General features: G+C 73.1%; 13 protein-coding genes. 4 read left to right on the top strand and 9 right to left on the bottom strand.

Annotation, left to right across the window (positions count from 1 at the left end):
* Nucleotides 1–34: 34 nt before the first annotated feature.
* The 4 genes from BJF86_RS01445 to fbaA all read right to left on the bottom strand — a co-directional run bounded on the left by BJF86_RS01445 (nucleotide 35) and on the right by fbaA (nucleotide 4,059).
* Nucleotides 35–1,342 (bottom strand): adenylosuccinate synthase, encoded by a 1,308-nt coding sequence (locus tag BJF86_RS01445; RefSeq protein WP_075816671.1) that lies wholly within the window; start codon nucleotides 1,340–1,342, stop codon nucleotides 35–37.
* 83 nt (nucleotides 1,343–1,425) lie between these two features.
* Nucleotides 1,426–2,400: a response regulator transcription factor gene (locus tag BJF86_RS01440; protein WP_143553624.1), complete on the bottom strand. Its 975-nt coding sequence runs from the start codon at nucleotides 2,398–2,400 to the stop codon at nucleotides 1,426–1,428.
* Between the two features lie 223 nt (nucleotides 2,401–2,623).
* The gene (locus tag BJF86_RS01435) at nucleotides 2,624–3,034 is read right to left on the bottom strand and encodes a DUF3151 domain-containing protein (protein ID WP_075812097.1); all 411 of its coding nucleotides are present in this window, start codon (nucleotides 3,032–3,034) and stop codon (nucleotides 2,624–2,626) included.
* A complete protein-coding gene (fbaA, locus tag BJF86_RS01430) occupies nucleotides 3,031–4,059 on the bottom strand; it encodes a class II fructose-bisphosphate aldolase (RefSeq protein WP_075812095.1) in 1,029 nt (342 codons plus the stop codon). Before fbaA ends, BJF86_RS01435 begins: the two co-directional genes overlap by 4 nt.
* Before the next feature lie 110 nt (nucleotides 4,060–4,169).
* Here fbaA and BJF86_RS01425 point away from each other — a divergent pair, with 110 nt between their 5' ends.
* The 3 genes from BJF86_RS01425 to BJF86_RS01415 are packed head-to-tail and all read left to right on the top strand — an operon-like array spanning nucleotide 4,170 to nucleotide 7,527.
* Nucleotides 4,170–5,759: a circularly permuted type 2 ATP-grasp protein gene (locus tag BJF86_RS01425; RefSeq protein ID WP_075816669.1), complete on the top strand. Its 1,590-nt coding sequence runs from the start codon at nucleotides 4,170–4,172 to the stop codon at nucleotides 5,757–5,759.
* The gene (locus BJF86_RS01420; protein WP_022925389.1) at nucleotides 5,753–6,685 is read left to right on the top strand and encodes an alpha-E domain-containing protein; all 933 of its coding nucleotides are present in this window, start codon (nucleotides 5,753–5,755) and stop codon (nucleotides 6,683–6,685) included. Before BJF86_RS01425 ends, BJF86_RS01420 begins: the two co-directional genes overlap by 7 nt.
* Nucleotides 6,685–7,527, top strand: a complete 843-nt coding sequence (locus BJF86_RS01415) for a transglutaminase family protein (RefSeq protein WP_022925388.1) — start codon at nucleotides 6,685–6,687, stop codon at nucleotides 7,525–7,527. The genes BJF86_RS01420 and BJF86_RS01415 overlap by 1 nt, the downstream gene beginning before the upstream one ends.
* 10 nt (nucleotides 7,528–7,537) lie before the next feature.
* Here the strand turns inward: BJF86_RS01415 and BJF86_RS01410 are convergent, their stop codons facing one another.
* Entirely contained in the window at nucleotides 7,538–8,341 is an 804-nt protein-coding gene (locus BJF86_RS01410) for a transglutaminase-like domain-containing protein (protein ID WP_075816668.1), read from the bottom strand.
* A 4-nt stretch (nucleotides 8,342–8,345) separates the two neighbouring features.
* Nucleotides 8,346–8,990 (bottom strand): TrmH family RNA methyltransferase, encoded by a 645-nt coding sequence (locus tag BJF86_RS01405; RefSeq protein ID WP_075816692.1) that lies wholly within the window; start codon nucleotides 8,988–8,990, stop codon nucleotides 8,346–8,348.
* Between the two features lie 139 nt (nucleotides 8,991–9,129).
* Between BJF86_RS01405 and BJF86_RS17775 the strand changes: the two genes are divergently transcribed.
* Complete coding sequence (locus tag BJF86_RS17775) at nucleotides 9,130–10,830, top strand: hypothetical protein (RefSeq protein WP_075812089.1); 1,701 nt, start codon at nucleotides 9,130–9,132, stop codon at nucleotides 10,828–10,830.
* Nucleotides 10,831–10,950: 120 nt separating this feature from the next.
* Here the strand turns inward: BJF86_RS17775 and pyrE are convergent, their stop codons facing one another.
* Genes pyrE through BJF86_RS01385 form a run of 3 tightly spaced genes read right to left on the bottom strand, consistent with a single transcriptional unit; the run spans nucleotide 10,951 to nucleotide 13,662 of the window.
* Nucleotides 10,951–11,502, bottom strand: coding sequence for an orotate phosphoribosyltransferase (pyrE, locus tag BJF86_RS01395; RefSeq protein WP_075816691.1), 552 nt, complete (start codon nucleotides 11,500–11,502; stop codon nucleotides 10,951–10,953).
* 52 nt (nucleotides 11,503–11,554) lie between these two features.
* A complete protein-coding gene (locus BJF86_RS01390; protein WP_075816667.1) occupies nucleotides 11,555–12,877 on the bottom strand; it encodes a hypothetical protein in 1,323 nt (440 codons plus the stop codon).
* Nucleotides 12,874–13,662, bottom strand: a complete 789-nt coding sequence (locus BJF86_RS01385; RefSeq protein ID WP_075816666.1) for an SDR family NAD(P)-dependent oxidoreductase — start codon at nucleotides 13,660–13,662, stop codon at nucleotides 12,874–12,876. Before BJF86_RS01385 ends, BJF86_RS01390 begins: the two co-directional genes overlap by 4 nt.
* Nucleotide 13,663: the final 1 nt, after the last annotated feature.

Genomic DNA, 13,663 nt, shown 5'->3' with positions numbered 1-13,663 from the left:
GCCCGGCTGTCGAGAGCGGTGGCGTCACTCCCGCTCAGGCCACAGCGGCCTCGTCGCGCCCGAGCAGGTCGTGGCGGACGATGACCTCATCGCGCCCCGGGCCGATGCCGATGACCGAGATCCGTGCGCCGATGAGCTCCTCGAGCCGCTCGACGTAACGCTGCGCGGCGAGCGGGAGGTCGGTGAAGCGGCGGGCACCGGTGATGTCCTCGGACCAGCCGGGCAGCTCCTCGTAGACGGGCCGGGCGTGGTGGAAGTCCGACTGGTTGACGGGCATCTCGTCGAAGCGCTGGCCCTGCACGTCGTAGCCCACGCAGATCGGCACGGTGTCCAGGCCGGTGAGCACGTCGAGCTTGGTGAGCACCACGTCCGTCAGCCCGTTGACCCGCTGGGCGTAGCGCCCGATGACGACGTCCGCCCACCCGCACCGCCGCGGCCGCCCGGTCGTCGTGCCGTACTCCGCGCCCACGTCGCGCAGGTGCTGCCCGTGCTCGTCCTCCAGCTCGGTGGGGAACGGGCCCTCCCCGACCCGGGTCGAGTAGGCCTTGAACACGCCGATGACCCGGTCGATGCGGGTCGGGGGCACCCCCGAGCCGGTGCACGCGCCGCCCGCGGTGGCGTTGGAGGACGTGACGAAGGGGTAGGTGCCGTGGTCGACGTCGAGCAGCGTCGCCTGCCCGGCCTCGAAGAGCACCGTCTTGCCGGCGTCCAGCGCCTCGCCCAGCTCCAGGACGGTGTCGGTGACCATCGGCCGGATGCGCTCGGCGTGCCGGAGCAGCTCCTCCATCACCTCGTCGACCTCGACGGCACGTCGGTTGTAGATCTTGAGCAGCAGCTGGTTCTTGACCTCCAGCGCCGCCTCGACCTTCTGCCGCAGGATCGACTCGTCGTAGAGGTCCTGGACCCGGATGCCCACCCGGCTCATCTTGTCGGCATACGTCGGGCCGATCCCGCGCCCGGTGGTGCCGATGCGCCGCTTGCCCAGGAAGCGCTCGTTGACCTTGTCCAGGACGCGGTTGTAGGGCGGGATGACGTGGGCGCTGGCGCTGATCCGCAGCAGCGAGGTGTCGATCCCGCGCGCCTCCAGCCCGTCCAGCTCCTCGATGAGCACGGCGAGGTCGACGACGACGCCGTTGCCGATGACCGGGGTGCAGCCGGGGGACAGGATGCCGCTCGGGAGCAGGTGCAGGGCGTACTTCTGGTCGCCGATGACGACGGTGTGACCGGCGTTGTTGCCCCCGTTGAACTTCACGACGTAGTCGATGTCCGAGCCGAGCAGGTCGGTCGCCTTGCCCTTCCCCTCGTCGCCCCACTGGGCGCCCACCAGGACGATGGCTGGCATGGTGTGGTGCCTTTCTCTCGCGGCAGGTGACCCCTCACTCTATCGACGCCGGGCACGGGTATGCCGACCGCGTCGCCCCCGCGTCACTCCACGAGTCCCCGGCGGCTCACGGCCAGCCCGAGCTGGAAGCGGGTGTCGACCCCGTGCTCGTCCATGAGCGCCGCGACCCGTCGCCGGACGGTGCGCAGCCCGAGCCCCATCTGCCGGGCGATGGCCTCGTCCTTGAAGCCGAGCGAGAGCAGCTCGAGCAGCTTGACGTCCTGCGCGGAGGCGTCCCGGGACATCAGCGGCTCGGCCCGCCGCCAGAGCTCGTCGAAGAGCGTCACGAAGGCGTCGATGATGGCCGGCGGTCGCAGCAGGAGGAAGTCGGCGTCCTCGCCGTTCTCCTCCAGCAGCACGCCGGAGCGGCCGAAGATCGCGAACTCGACCCGGATGTTGTCGTCGGCCAGGTAGCGCTGCTGCTCCCCCGCGCCCGCCCGCCACTGCGCGAAGGGGTGCCACTCCGGGTCGGTGAGCACCGACAGCGGGAAGATCCCGCGCACGTCCCGGCCCCCGGTCGAGAGCCCGTCCCACTGGCTGCGGACGGTGTCCTCGTGCGCCGGGCCGGTCGCCATCTTGGCCGTGACCTGGCGGATCGACCCGCGTGAGGTGCGGATGAGGTGCTCGACGACGCCTGCCGCCTCCGTCGGCGCCACCTGCTCCCACGGCGGGACGCGCGGGCCGGAGAGCTGCAGCCCACGGCGGTAGTCCGACTCGAAGCTGTCCAACGACTCGCGCAGCCCGAGCAGCCGGCGACGCCGCTCGTCCAGCTCGGACTCCTCGGAGTCGAGCAGCCGCCCCACGCTCGCCCGCGGGTCGTCGACCTTGACGGTCCCCTCCGAGGTGCGGCGGGCCAGCCGCATCCGCTCCAGGTCGCGCATGACCTGCTCGGTCTGCCGCAGCCGCCAGCCCAGGGCCTCGGCGTGCTCGGCCATCGGCGCGGGGGCCGAGCGCAGCACGTGCCGGTAGAGCTGCTCGGCCGCCTCGGTCAGCCCTACGGACCCTGGTTGAGCATTCATCTATGGCAGGATAGGGCCACTGACACACTTATGTCAGTAACAAGTTGTCGGGCGTGGTTGTATGGGCTCGTCGGACCGCACGTCAGGGGACGCGATCGATCCGATCATGGGGAGCGAGCGGCACCCGGGGCGGTCACGGACCCGGGCGCCGCTCGCACATCGGCGGGCCGGTCCGGTGGCGCGACACGACCCTCGCGCCACCGGGCGGGGAGCTCACCAGGACTCAGAACCCCAGTTCACGGGCCCCGGACGCCGAGGAGGCGCGGAGGAACTCGGTGCAGCGGTGCTGCTCCTCGGTCTCCCCGATCCGACCGGCGGCGGTCGCCAGCGCCGCGAGCGCCCGCAGGAAGCCACGGTTCGGCTCGTGCTCCCACGGCACCGGTCCCTGCCCGCGCCAGCCGGCCCGGCGCAGCTGGTCCAGACCGCGGTGGTAACCAGTACGGGCATACGCGTAGGCCGCCACGTCGTCGTCCTCGTGCAGCGCGTCCTCGGCGAGCGTCGCCCACGCGAGGCAGGACGTCGGGTAAGCCGCCGCGACCGTGCGCGGGTCGCCTTCCTCCAGTCCCCTGGCGGCCGGGTCCTCGGGCAGCTCGGTGGGCGGGATGCCCAGCAGGTCCGAGGTGCCGGCGCTCACCGGTGGGTCCCGGCGGAGCGCAGGTTCTCGCAGGCCTCCACCACCCGCTCGGTCATCGCCGCCTCGGCGACCTTGCCCCAGGCGCGGGGGTCGTACTGCTTCTTGTTGCCGACCTCGCCGTCGATCTTCAGCACGCCGTCGTAGTTGCTGAACATGAAGCCGGCGACGGGACGGGTGTAGGCGTACTGGGTGTCGGTGTCGATGTTCATCTTCACCACGCCGTAGTCGACCGCGTCCGAGATCTCCTGCCGGGTCGACCCCGAGCCGCCGTGGAAGACCAGGTCGAAGGGCCGGCTGTCGGCGTCGCCGCCCAGCGCCTGCGCGGCGGCCTCCTGCGCGGTCTGCAGGATCTCCGGGCGCAGCTTGACGTTGCCGGGCTTGTAGACGCCGTGGACGTTGCCGAAGGTGAGCGCGGTGAGGTAGCGGCCCTTGTCGCCGCTGCCCAGCGCGCGCACCGTGGCCACGGCGTCCTCGGGGGTGGTGTAGAGCTGGTCGTTGATCTCGTTGGCGACCCCGTCCTCCTCGCCGCCGACGACGCCGATCTCGACCTCGAGGATGATCCGGGCCGCCGCGCACTGCTCGAGCAGCTCCTCGGCGATCTCGAGGTTCTCCTCCAGCGGGACCGCCGAGCCGTCCCACATGTGCGACTGGAAGTAGGGCAGACCCCCACCCTGCACCCGCTCGACCGAGGCCGCCAGCAGCGGTCGGACGAAGTCGTCGAGCTTGTCCTTCGGGCAGTGGTCGGTGTGCAGCGCGATGTTGACGTCGTACTTCTTGGCGACCTCGTGCGCGAAGGCGCTGAAGGCCATGGCGCCGGTCACCATCTCCTTGACCCCCTGGCCGGACCAGTACTCCGCACCGCCGGTGGAGACCTGGATGATGCCGTCCGAGCCGGCGTCGGCGAAGCCCTTGATCGCGGCGTTCAGCGTCTGGCTGCTGCTGACGTTGATGGCCGGGTAGGCGTAGCTGCCGGCCTTGGCCCGGTCGATCATGTCGGCGTAGACCTCGGGGGTGGCGATGGGCATGGTGTCCTCCTGGGGACGCGGATGACGTCAGGTCACCGCCCATGCTTCCACAGGCGTCCGGGCCACGGGGGCCTCACCCGCGGCCCTTCGCCGGCCACTAGGGTTGCGGCATGACTGGCGCGTTCACCGACTACCCGACCACGCCGTCGATCTTCGACGAGACGATGACCACCGACGGGCAGGTGCGTCCGGGATACGACCAGATCACCACCCAGTTCGACACCTTCGGGCTGGAGGACGTCCGCAACCGGGGTGAGTACGTCAGCAAGAGCTACCACGACCAGGGCGTCACCTTCGACTACGAGGGCGAGGAGCGACCCTTCCCGCTCGACATCGTGCCGCGGGTCATCGACGCCGACACCTGGTCGCACGTCGAGGCCGGCGTGGCCCAGCGGGTCACCGCGCTGGAGGCCTTCCTGGCCGACATCTACGGCCCGATGCAGATCATCACCGACCGGGTGCTGCCTCGGCACATCGTCACCACCTCCAGCCACTACCACCGGGTGGCCTTCGACATCCAGCCGCTCAACGGCGTGCGGGTGCACGTCTCCGGGATCGACCTCATCCGGGACGGTGACGGGACCTTCCGGGTCCTCGAGGACAACGTGCGGATCCCCAGCGGGGTGTCCTACGTCCTCACCAACCGCCGGGCGATGACCTCCACCCTGCCCGAGGTCGTGGGGACCCACCGGATCCGGCCGGTGGCGGCATACCCGAGCAGGTTGCTGCGGGCGCTGCGGGCCGCGGCCCCCTCGGGGATCACCGACCCCGAGGTCGTCGTGCTCACCCCCGGCCCCTACAACTCGGCCTACTTCGAGCACTCGCTGCTGGCCCGGCTCATGGGCTGCCGGCTCGTCGAGGGCCGCGACCTGGTGACGCAGGGCGGCCGGGTGATGATGCGCACGACGCACGGGCTGCAGCCGGTGCACGTGATGTACCGCCGCGTCGACGACGACTTCCTGGACCCGGTCGCCTTCCGCAACGACTCCGTGCTCGGCTGCCCGGGGATCCTCAACGCCGCGCGCGCGGGCAACGTCACCATCGCCAACGCCGTCGGTAACGGGGTCGCGGACGACAAGCTGATGTACTCCTACGTGCCGGACATCATCCGCTACTACCTGGGCGAGGAGCCGATCCTGCCCAACGTCGACACCTGGCGCCTGGAGGACCCCGCCCATCGCGAGGAGGTCATGGACCGCCTCGACGAGCTGGTGCTCAAGCCGGTCGACGGCTCCGGCGGCAAGGGGATCGTCATCGGGCCGCAGGCCAGCAAGGAGGAGCTGGACCAGCTGCGGGCCACGGTGACCGCCTCGCCGCGCGGCTGGATCGCCCAGCCGGTGGTGCAGCTGTCCACCGTGCCGACCATGGTCGACGACGGGCTGCGTCCCCGGCACGTCGACCTGCGGCCGTTCGCGATCAACGATGGCGAGAAGGTCTGGGTCCTGCCCGGCGGCCTGACCCGGGTCGCGCTCGGGGAGGGCGAGCTCATCGTCAACTCCAGCCGGGGTGGCGGCTCGAAGGACACCTGGGTGCTCTCCGGCGACGGCCGCCGGACCCGGGTCGAGCCGCGCGCCCAGCGGCAGGTGCAGATCGGCACCGCGCCGCAGGTCGCGCTGAAACGCTCCGAGGCCGAGCCCGCGGAGCAGGAGCAGCAGCAACAACAGGCCGGACCCGAACGGCAGGAGGCGGCACCATGCTGAGCCGGATCGCCGAGTCGCTCTTCTGGATCGGTCGCTACCTCGAGCGGGCCGAGGACACCTCTCGGCTGCTGGAGGTGCACCTCACCCTCCTGCTGGAGGACCCCGTCGTCGACGAGGAGGCCACCAGCGAGGTGCTGCTCCGGGTCATGGGCATCGACGGCGCCGCCAGCACCGACCACCAGACGGTGCTCCAGCTCCTCGGCTGGGACGAGACCTCGCTCACCTCGATGGTCGCCGCCTTCTACGGCGCCCGTGAGAGCGCCCGACGCTCCCGGGAGACGGTGTCGCTGGAGATGTGGGAGGCCGTCAACACGACGTGGAACATGATGCGGGGCAACCGGCTGCAGCACGTGCCGGCGCACCGCGCCTGCCAGCTCGTCCGGGAGCGCTGCGCGGTCGTCGGGGGCATCGCGGACACGACGATGACCCACGACGAGGGCTGGCAGTACATGATGCTCGGCCGGCAGCTGGAGCGGGTGGACATGACCTCGCGGATCATCGAGTCCGCGGCATACAACGCCGACAGCCCGTATGCCTGGACCCAGACCCTGCGCGCGTGCGGCGCGCACCATGCCTTCATCCGCACCTACCGGGGCGCGGCGACCGACGCGCAGGCGGCGGAGTTCCTGCTGCTCGACCGGCTCTTCCCGCGGTCGGTGCTGGTCTCGCTGCAGGCCGCCGAGGAGGCGCTCGCCTCGCTCGAGTCGGCCACCGGCGGCCGGCGCACCGGGATTACCGGTGAGGCGGTCAAGGCGCTGGGCCGGGCCCGGGCCGAGCTGGAGTTCGGATCACTGGAGGAGACGATGGCCCACCTGCCCGAGCGCATGAGCAGGCTGCAGCGCACCTGCAGCGCGGTCAACGACACGGTCTCGGACCACTACTTCGACGGTGCCGGTGCGTCCGTCTGGCGGGCGGGGGTGCGCTGATGCTGCTGCGGATCGTGCACCGGACCGGCTACGAGTACGCCGGCATGGCCTCCCACTCCTTCAACGAGGCGCGGATGTCGCCGCGCTCGACCCTGCACCAGGCGGTGCTGCACACCAAGGTCGACATCGCGCCGACGGCGTGGACCAACACCTACACCGACTACTGGGGCACCACGGTGACGCAGTTCGAGGTGCACGAGCCGCACCCGCGGCTCGCGGTGACCGCCTCGGCCACCGTCGACGTGCAGCGCCCGGAGGTCACCGGCGAGGGCCTGAGCTGGGAGGCCGTGCGCAGCTCGGAGGTCTTCGACGACCTCAGCGAGTACCTCCTGCAGTCACCGATGGTCGAGCCGCCGGAGGAGCTCAGGTCACGGGTCGAGGAGATCGCCGGACGCAGCGCCACCCCGAGCGAGTGCGCGCGCGAGGTCGTCGAGCTCGTGCACGACGAGATGGAGTACGTCTCCGGGTCGACCGGGGTGCACACCCGCGCATCCGAGGCGTGGGCCAACCGCTCCGGCGTCTGCCAGGACATGTCGAACCTCACCATCGGCTGCCTGCGGTCCGTGGGGATCCCGGCCTGCTACGTCAGCGGCTACCTGCTCCCGGCGCGCGAGCCCGAGATCGGGACGCCGTACACCGGGGAGTCGCACGCCTGGGTGCGCTGGTGGGACGGTGAGTGGGTCGGGATGGACCCGACCAACGCCATCCAGCCCGGCGGCCGCCACGTGGAGGTCGCCCGCGGCCGGGAGTACGGCGACGTGCCCCCGCTGCGAGGCATCTACACCGGCACCAAGAGCAGCTCGATGTTCGTCGAGGTCGAGCTGACCGCCCTGCGACCCTGACGCGAGCCGGTCAGGCGATGGACACCGTGCCGCGGTGGTCGTCGCCGGGCAGGTCTCCCTCGGCGGTCGCCGTGACCTGCAGGCCCTTGAAGGTCATCCCGCCGGAGTGCACGGTGAGGAAGGACGTCTCGCTGGCGTCGGCGCCGGCGCTGATCCGCACCAGCGAGGTGCGCGGCGCCAGCCGGGTCGGGTCCACGACGACCCACCGGTCATCGACCGCCGCCTCGACGACGGCGTGGAAGTCCATCGGCGACAGCCCCGGGGCGTAGCAGGCGACGAGCCGGGCGGGTATGCCGCGGGCGCGCAGCAGCGCGAGCGTCAGGTGGGCGAAGTCCCGGCACACCCCGGTCCTGGACAGGTAGGTGTCGCTCGCGCCGTCGGTCACGGTCGAGGAGCCGATGACGTAGCGGAGGTGCTCGTGCACCCAGTCGGCGACGTCGAGGACGCCCTGCTCGCCGGCGACGTCTCCCACCTCGGCGCGGGCCACGGCCTCCAACCGGTCCAGGTCGACGTAGCGGCTGGGCCGGACGTAGTGGATGCGGTCCAGCGGGGTGACCGGCGCCGCGGCACCCCCGTCGGTGACGGTCGCGGCGTAGCTGACGGCGAGCTCCCCGGGCGGGACGTCGCGGACGACGTGCCACCGGGTGCCGCTGGCCTCGTCGAGGACGTCCTGGACGTCGACCGGGTCACCGTCGAGGGTGACGGTGAAGCGCTCCTGCTCGGTGGCGACGCCGTCGGCCACGGTCACGCCGAGGGTGGCCTCGACCGGGCTCGTGATGGCAGCGGTCAGGTCCGCGGAGAGGTGTCGTCGCATGCCCTCATGGTGTCAGGCGCCCGGCGTGCCGCAGCGCCCAGTGGTACATCACGATCGCTGCGGCCGCCCCGGCGTTGAGCGAGCGGGTGGATCCGTACTGGCTGATGGCGAGCACGTCCGCGCACCCGTCGACCGCCTCGGCGCTCAGGCCCGGCCCCTCCTGGCCGAAGAGGAGCACGCAGCCCCGCGGGAGGGCATACCCCTCGATCGGGATCGAGCCGGGCACGTTGTCGATCCCGATCACCGGCAGCTCGTGCTCCCGTGACCAGGCGAGGAGGTGCGCGACGTCGGGGTGGTGCTGCTCGTGCAGGTAGCGGTCGGTGACCATCGCCCCGCGCCGGTTCCACCTGCGTCGGCCCACGATGTGCACCGCGGCGGCGTTGAAGGCGTTGGCGGTGCGGACGACCGACCCGATGTTGAAGTCGTGGCCCCAGTTCTCGATCGCCACGTGGAAGCCGTGCCGGCGGGTGTCGAGGTCGGCGACGACGGCGTCGTGCCGCCAGTAGCGATAGCGATCCATGACGTTGCGCCGGTCACCGGCGCTCAGGAGCTCGGGATCCAGGTGCTCCGGCAGGGCACCGTGCGCGTCCCGCGGCCACGGCCCGGACCACGGGCCGGCTCCGACGCTCTCCTCCTGCTCGGCGCTCACGCGCACGAGTGTGGCAGCAGGCTCGCCCGTCGTGATGGCCGACCTGCATGTTTCGCACTACGGTAGGGACCGGTCGCGGGCACCAGCCCGCACGCATACCCGAATGCGGCCTGCGGGCCGCCGGAACGGAGGGACCACGATGGACCCCACCACCTGGATCATGCTGATCCTGCTGCTGCTGCTCATCGGCGTCGTCGTCTTCTGGTTGCTGCGTCGCCCGGGGGACGACTCCGGCGCCGCGTTGGACGCCCGGGACGAGGGCGGTGTGGTCGGCAGCGAGGGGCGCGACGGCGTGACGCCCGGCGCGGACCCGACCACCTCGGGGTATGCCGGTGCGGACCCCGCCGCGCCCGAGCGAGCGGCGTCGACCGACCCGGCCGAGGGGACGCGGGCCGAGGAGGCGCCGGTCGAGCCGGCGCCGGGTCAGACGGGCCAGGCGCCCGACGGCGCGCCGGTGGGCGGGACCGAGAGCCACCAGCCGCACGCCGGTGACGATGAGCTGTCCGGGGCCGACGGCGAGGCGGCGGGGGTCGCCCCGACCGAGTCGCGCTACGACACGGCACCTGCGGCCGAGCAGGACCCGGGCCCCATGGGTGCGGACGACGCCGAGCACGACAGCGGGCACGTGGACGAGGACGACCCGGGCCGCTGGCGCGAGGCCGCGGCCATCGGTGCGACCGGCGCAGCCGGGGGCGCTGCCGTGGCCGGGGCGACCCAGGGCGACGGCACGGCCGACGACGGACTGCGTGACGACGAGGGCATGGCCCGCGACGAGGGCGCGCACCACTCCACGGGCGGGGCATACGCCGCCCCGACCGAGGAGGACGGCGTGTCCGCCCTCTCCGATGACGAGGTGAGTGCGGGGGCGAGCGAGGAGCCGCTGCACGCGCAGGAGCAGGCGCCGGCCGGTGAGCCGCTGACCGCCGACGAGGTGCTGGACGCCCAGGGCGGCGGAGCCGGCGAGGAGTACCCCGTCGGCGACCCGGCCACGACCTACCGCAGCGACGAGGGCGGCCAGGCGGTCGTCGTCGAGGAGGCCGGGGGGACCGACGCCGCGGCGACGGACCCCGCGACCTCCGGCACCACGCACGATGCCGGCGTCGTGCCGCCCGCGTCGACGGCGGGCACCGACGGGGGCGAGGACCGGTGGACCGAGGAGACCTCCGCCGGGATGGACTCTCGTCAGGACCAGTCCTGGACCGACCAGGGCACGGCCACGGGCACCGACCCGGTCGCCGACGACCACCCGGAGCAGAGCTGGACCGAGCAGGGCACGGCTGCCGGCGGGGCGTCGGTCACCGAGGACCAGCCCGGGCAGTCGTGGACCGACCAGGGCACGGCGACCGGGGACGAGACGCAGCAGGCGCAGTCCTGGGACGAGGGCACCTCCTCGACCACGGACCTGGGCCGTGGCGACGACGCCGCCACCGGCGAGGAGTCCTGGACCGACAAGGGCACTGCGGCCGGGGTCGCCCCCGCGCAGGAGGGCCACGACGAGACGTGGGCCGGCGAGGGCACCACCGCCGGCGCGGCACCCGTCACCGAGGACCGCGGCGACCAGACCTGGGACGAGCAGGCCCCGGCTGAGGAGCGGATGGATCAGGGCGCCGACGCCGGTGCCCCGGTCTTCGCGGAGTCGATCTACGGCGCCGGCTCCGCGGAGCCGCTGGAGGACGGCTCCGGACCCGCCGGCTGGGCCATCAAGGGCAACTCCGGCTCGATGCTCTTCCACACCCCGGAGTCGCCGAGCTACGACGGGGTGCGTGCCGAGGTGTGGTTCGAGAGCGAGGAGGCGGCCCGCGCCGCCGGCTTCGCGCACTGGGACCGCCGCCAGCGCTGACGGCATTCACCGAGCGGCCCATCTCGCAGGTCTCGCCCCCGCGAGCGCCCGCCGGAGTGGGCCGCTCGGCATGTCCGATCGTGGTGTCCGGTCGGGCGTCCGGTCGGTGTGGGCGGACCGCTAGTCGCCCAGGCCGAGATCGCCCAGCCGGTAGGCCGCCCGGTAGGTCAGGCCCTCGGCCTCGACCCGCTCGCGCGCGCCGCTGTCCCGGTCGACGATGACCGCGACCGCGACCACCTCGGCTCCGGCCTCCCGCACCGCCTGCACCGCGGTCAGCGGGGAGTTGCCGGTCGTCGACGTGTCCTCGACGACCACCACCCGACGCCCGGCGATCGAGGGACCCTCGATGCGCTGCTGCAGCCCGTGGGCCTTCTCGCTCTTGCGGACGACGAAGGCGTCGAGCGGGTGGCCGTCGCGACGGGCGGCGGCGTGGAGCATCGCCACCGCCACCGGGTCCGCCCCCATCGTCAGTCCCCCGACGGCGTCCACGTCCAGGTCGTCGACGAGGTCGAGCATCACCTCGCCGACCAGCGGGGCCGCCTCACCGTGCAGCGTGATCCGCCGCAGGTCGACGTAGTAGTCCGCCTCCGCCCCCGACGACAGCGTGACCCGGCCGTGGACGACGGCGAGGTCGGTGACGAGCTGGAGCAGGCGGTCGCGCGCGGTGGTCATGCCAGCAGCGTAGGCGAGGGTGTGGTCCACCCCCCCGCACGGCGGCCCTGGCTCAGGGTCGGGTCGCCAAGACGACGAGCGCCGCGGTCCAGGCCAGCGGCGCCACCGCCGCCGGGTCGCCGTCGTGCAGGACCTTCTCCGGCAGTGCTCCGGCGTCGGTCCGGTGCTCGTCCAGCCAGTCCAGCCACTCCCGCGCCTCCTCGTCCCGTCCGGTATGCGCGGCCGCCACCGCCTGCAGGGCCGTCTCCGGCGTCCAGGACACCCCGTCGTTGCGCCACCCGGCGCCCGGTGCCAGCCCTCCGGCCGGGCGTCGCTGCGGCGCCTGCGAGCGCCGTCGGGCCAGCTCTGCCCCCGGGACGGCCTCGTCGACGAAGGGCGGCAGGAGGAAGGTGACCGCGGCATCGGGACGGCCCCCGAGGTGTCTGGGGAAGGACGGACCGAACTCGTCCACGATCCGCTCGCGCACCGCCGCGGCGGTCGGCGTCAGGGTGGCAGGGTCCACGCCCGCCGCCTGCCACTCGCGCTCCGCTACCGCGCCGCGGGCGTGCAGGTCGGCGGCCGCCTCGAGCCCCATGAGCGAGGTGGCCGCGATGCCGAGGGTGAGCTCCTCCTCGGGCCGCTCCCAGTAGTCCGGCGAGGGTCGGGGCAGCCCGGTCTGCGGGTCCAGCCGGTCCAGCAGCCGAGCGGTGGAGCGCGTGACCAGGGGCGCGAGCGATCGTGCCGGGTCGTCCTCGGGCGTGGCACCCGGCATACCGATGTCGATGACCTCCCGGGCCGCCCAGAGCGCCCACCCGGGGCCGTCCTCCTGCGCCGGCCGCTCGTCGGGGACCGAGCCGTCGCCGAGCGGGACGTAACGGGCCTGCAGGGAGCCGTCCGTGGCCTGCAGGTCCTGGAGCAGCAGGAGCACCGCGAGCGCGTCCTCCTCGTGACCGGACCGGGCCAGGGCGACGGCGGCGAAGGAGGCGTCCCGCGGCCACACGAACCGCCACGCCGGGGAGGCGCCGGCGAGCACCGCGCCCGGGGCGGCGCCCGTGGGCGCGGTGAGCAGGTGCAGGTCCTCCAGCGCGCTGCGCACGAGGTCACGGTGCGGCGCGGAGACGGACGGCTGCCACCCCGACGCGAGCCACGCCTGCCGCCCCGCAGCCCGGGCCGAGAGCACGGACACCTCGACCGGGCGGGTCTGCCCGTCCGTCGACAACGGGAGCCAGCCGTCGGCGGCCCTTCCGGGCGCGACCGCGACCAGCTCTCCCCAGGCGTCGCGGGTCACCCCGTCCTGGTGCAACGGCACCTGCCGGTGGCTGCCCTGCCAGACCAGCGCCCCTCCGCTGACGAGGGCGAGCACCAGGAGCCCGGCGAGCCGCCCCCGCCGTCTCATCCCGCCCGGCGCGGCGCGCGGCGTCGACTCGCGAGCGATCCCGCCACGGTGCGGGTGAGCCGGCGCGGAGCCAGGCGCAGCACGCCCACCAGCGCCTTGTAGGTGAGCGAGGGCACCGACACCACCCGCCCGGCGGCGACGTCGTCGAGGCTCTCCCGCACCACGTCGGCGGCCTCGAGCCACAGCGCGTCCGGGAGGCGGGACATGTTCATCTCGGCCCGCGCGTGGAACTCGGTGTGCACGAAGCCCGGGCACACCGCCGTGACGGTGACCCCGTGCGGGGCGAGCTCGGTGGCCAGTGCTTCTGAGAAGACCGTGACGTAGGCCTTGATCGCGGAGTAGTGGCCCATGACGGCGTAGGAGGCGACCGAGGAGACGTTGAGGATCGCGCCGCGCCCCCGGCTGCGCATGGCCCCGCCAGCGGCGTGCGAGAGCACCATGACCACCCGCACCATGAGGTCCAGGGCCGCCTCCTCCTCGGCGAGGTCGCCCCTGACGAAGCCCCGCCGCGAGCCGAACCCGGCGTTGTTGACGAGCAGGTCGACCGGCTGTGCCCCCGTGCTGCCGACCCGCTCGGCGACGCGGGTCAGGTCGTCCCGGTCCGAGAGGTCGGCCGGCAGCACCTCGACCGCCACGCGGTGCCGGGTGGCGAGCTCGGTCGCCAGCTCCTCCAGCCGGGCCCGGTCACGGGCCACGAGGACGAGGTCGTGCCCGCGCGTGGCGAGCTGGACGGCATACTCCCGACCCAGGCCGGACGAGGCCCCGGTCACCAGCGCTGTTCCCATG

Origin of the sequence: Serinicoccus sp. CNJ-927 (assembly GCF_001942435.1) — a bacterium.
Taxonomy (GTDB): domain Bacteria; phylum Actinomycetota; class Actinomycetes; order Actinomycetales; family Dermatophilaceae; genus Ornithinicoccus; species Ornithinicoccus marinus.
Note: the sequence above shows the minus strand (reverse complement) of the source record. Positions and strands in the feature narration are given on the sequence as shown.

What these genes read in the sequence shown, in the direction of transcription:
- BJF86_RS01445 (WP_075816671.1), bottom strand. Translation starts at nt 1,342, where the DNA reads ATGCCAGCCATCGTCCTGGTGGGCGCCCAGTGGGGCGACGAGGGGAAG.
- BJF86_RS01440 (WP_143553624.1), bottom strand. Translation starts at nt 2,400, where the DNA reads ATGAATGCTCAACCAGGGTCCGTAGGGCTGACCGAGGCGGCCGAGCAG.
- fbaA (WP_075812095.1), bottom strand. Translation starts at nt 4,059, where the DNA reads ATGCCCATCGCCACCCCCGAGGTCTACGCCGACATGATCGACCGGGCC.
- BJF86_RS01425 (WP_075816669.1), top strand. Translation starts at nt 4,170, where the DNA reads ATGACTGGCGCGTTCACCGACTACCCGACCACGCCGTCGATCTTCGAC.
- BJF86_RS01420 (WP_022925389.1), top strand. Translation starts at nt 5,753, where the DNA reads ATGCTGAGCCGGATCGCCGAGTCGCTCTTCTGGATCGGTCGCTACCTC.
- BJF86_RS01415 (WP_022925388.1), top strand. Translation starts at nt 6,685, where the DNA reads ATGCTGCTGCGGATCGTGCACCGGACCGGCTACGAGTACGCCGGCATG.
- BJF86_RS01410 (WP_075816668.1), bottom strand. Translation starts at nt 8,341, where the DNA reads ATGCGACGACACCTCTCCGCGGACCTGACCGCTGCCATCACGAGCCCG.
- BJF86_RS17775 (WP_075812089.1), top strand. Translation starts at nt 9,130, where the DNA reads ATGGACCCCACCACCTGGATCATGCTGATCCTGCTGCTGCTGCTCATC.
- pyrE (WP_075816691.1), bottom strand. Translation starts at nt 11,502, where the DNA reads ATGACCACCGCGCGCGACCGCCTGCTCCAGCTCGTCACCGACCTCGCC.
- BJF86_RS01390 (WP_075816667.1), bottom strand. Translation starts at nt 12,877, where the DNA reads ATGAGACGGCGGGGGCGGCTCGCCGGGCTCCTGGTGCTCGCCCTCGTC.
- BJF86_RS01385 (WP_075816666.1), bottom strand. Translation starts at nt 13,662, where the DNA reads ATGGGAACAGCGCTGGTGACCGGGGCCTCGTCCGGCCTGGGTCGGGAG.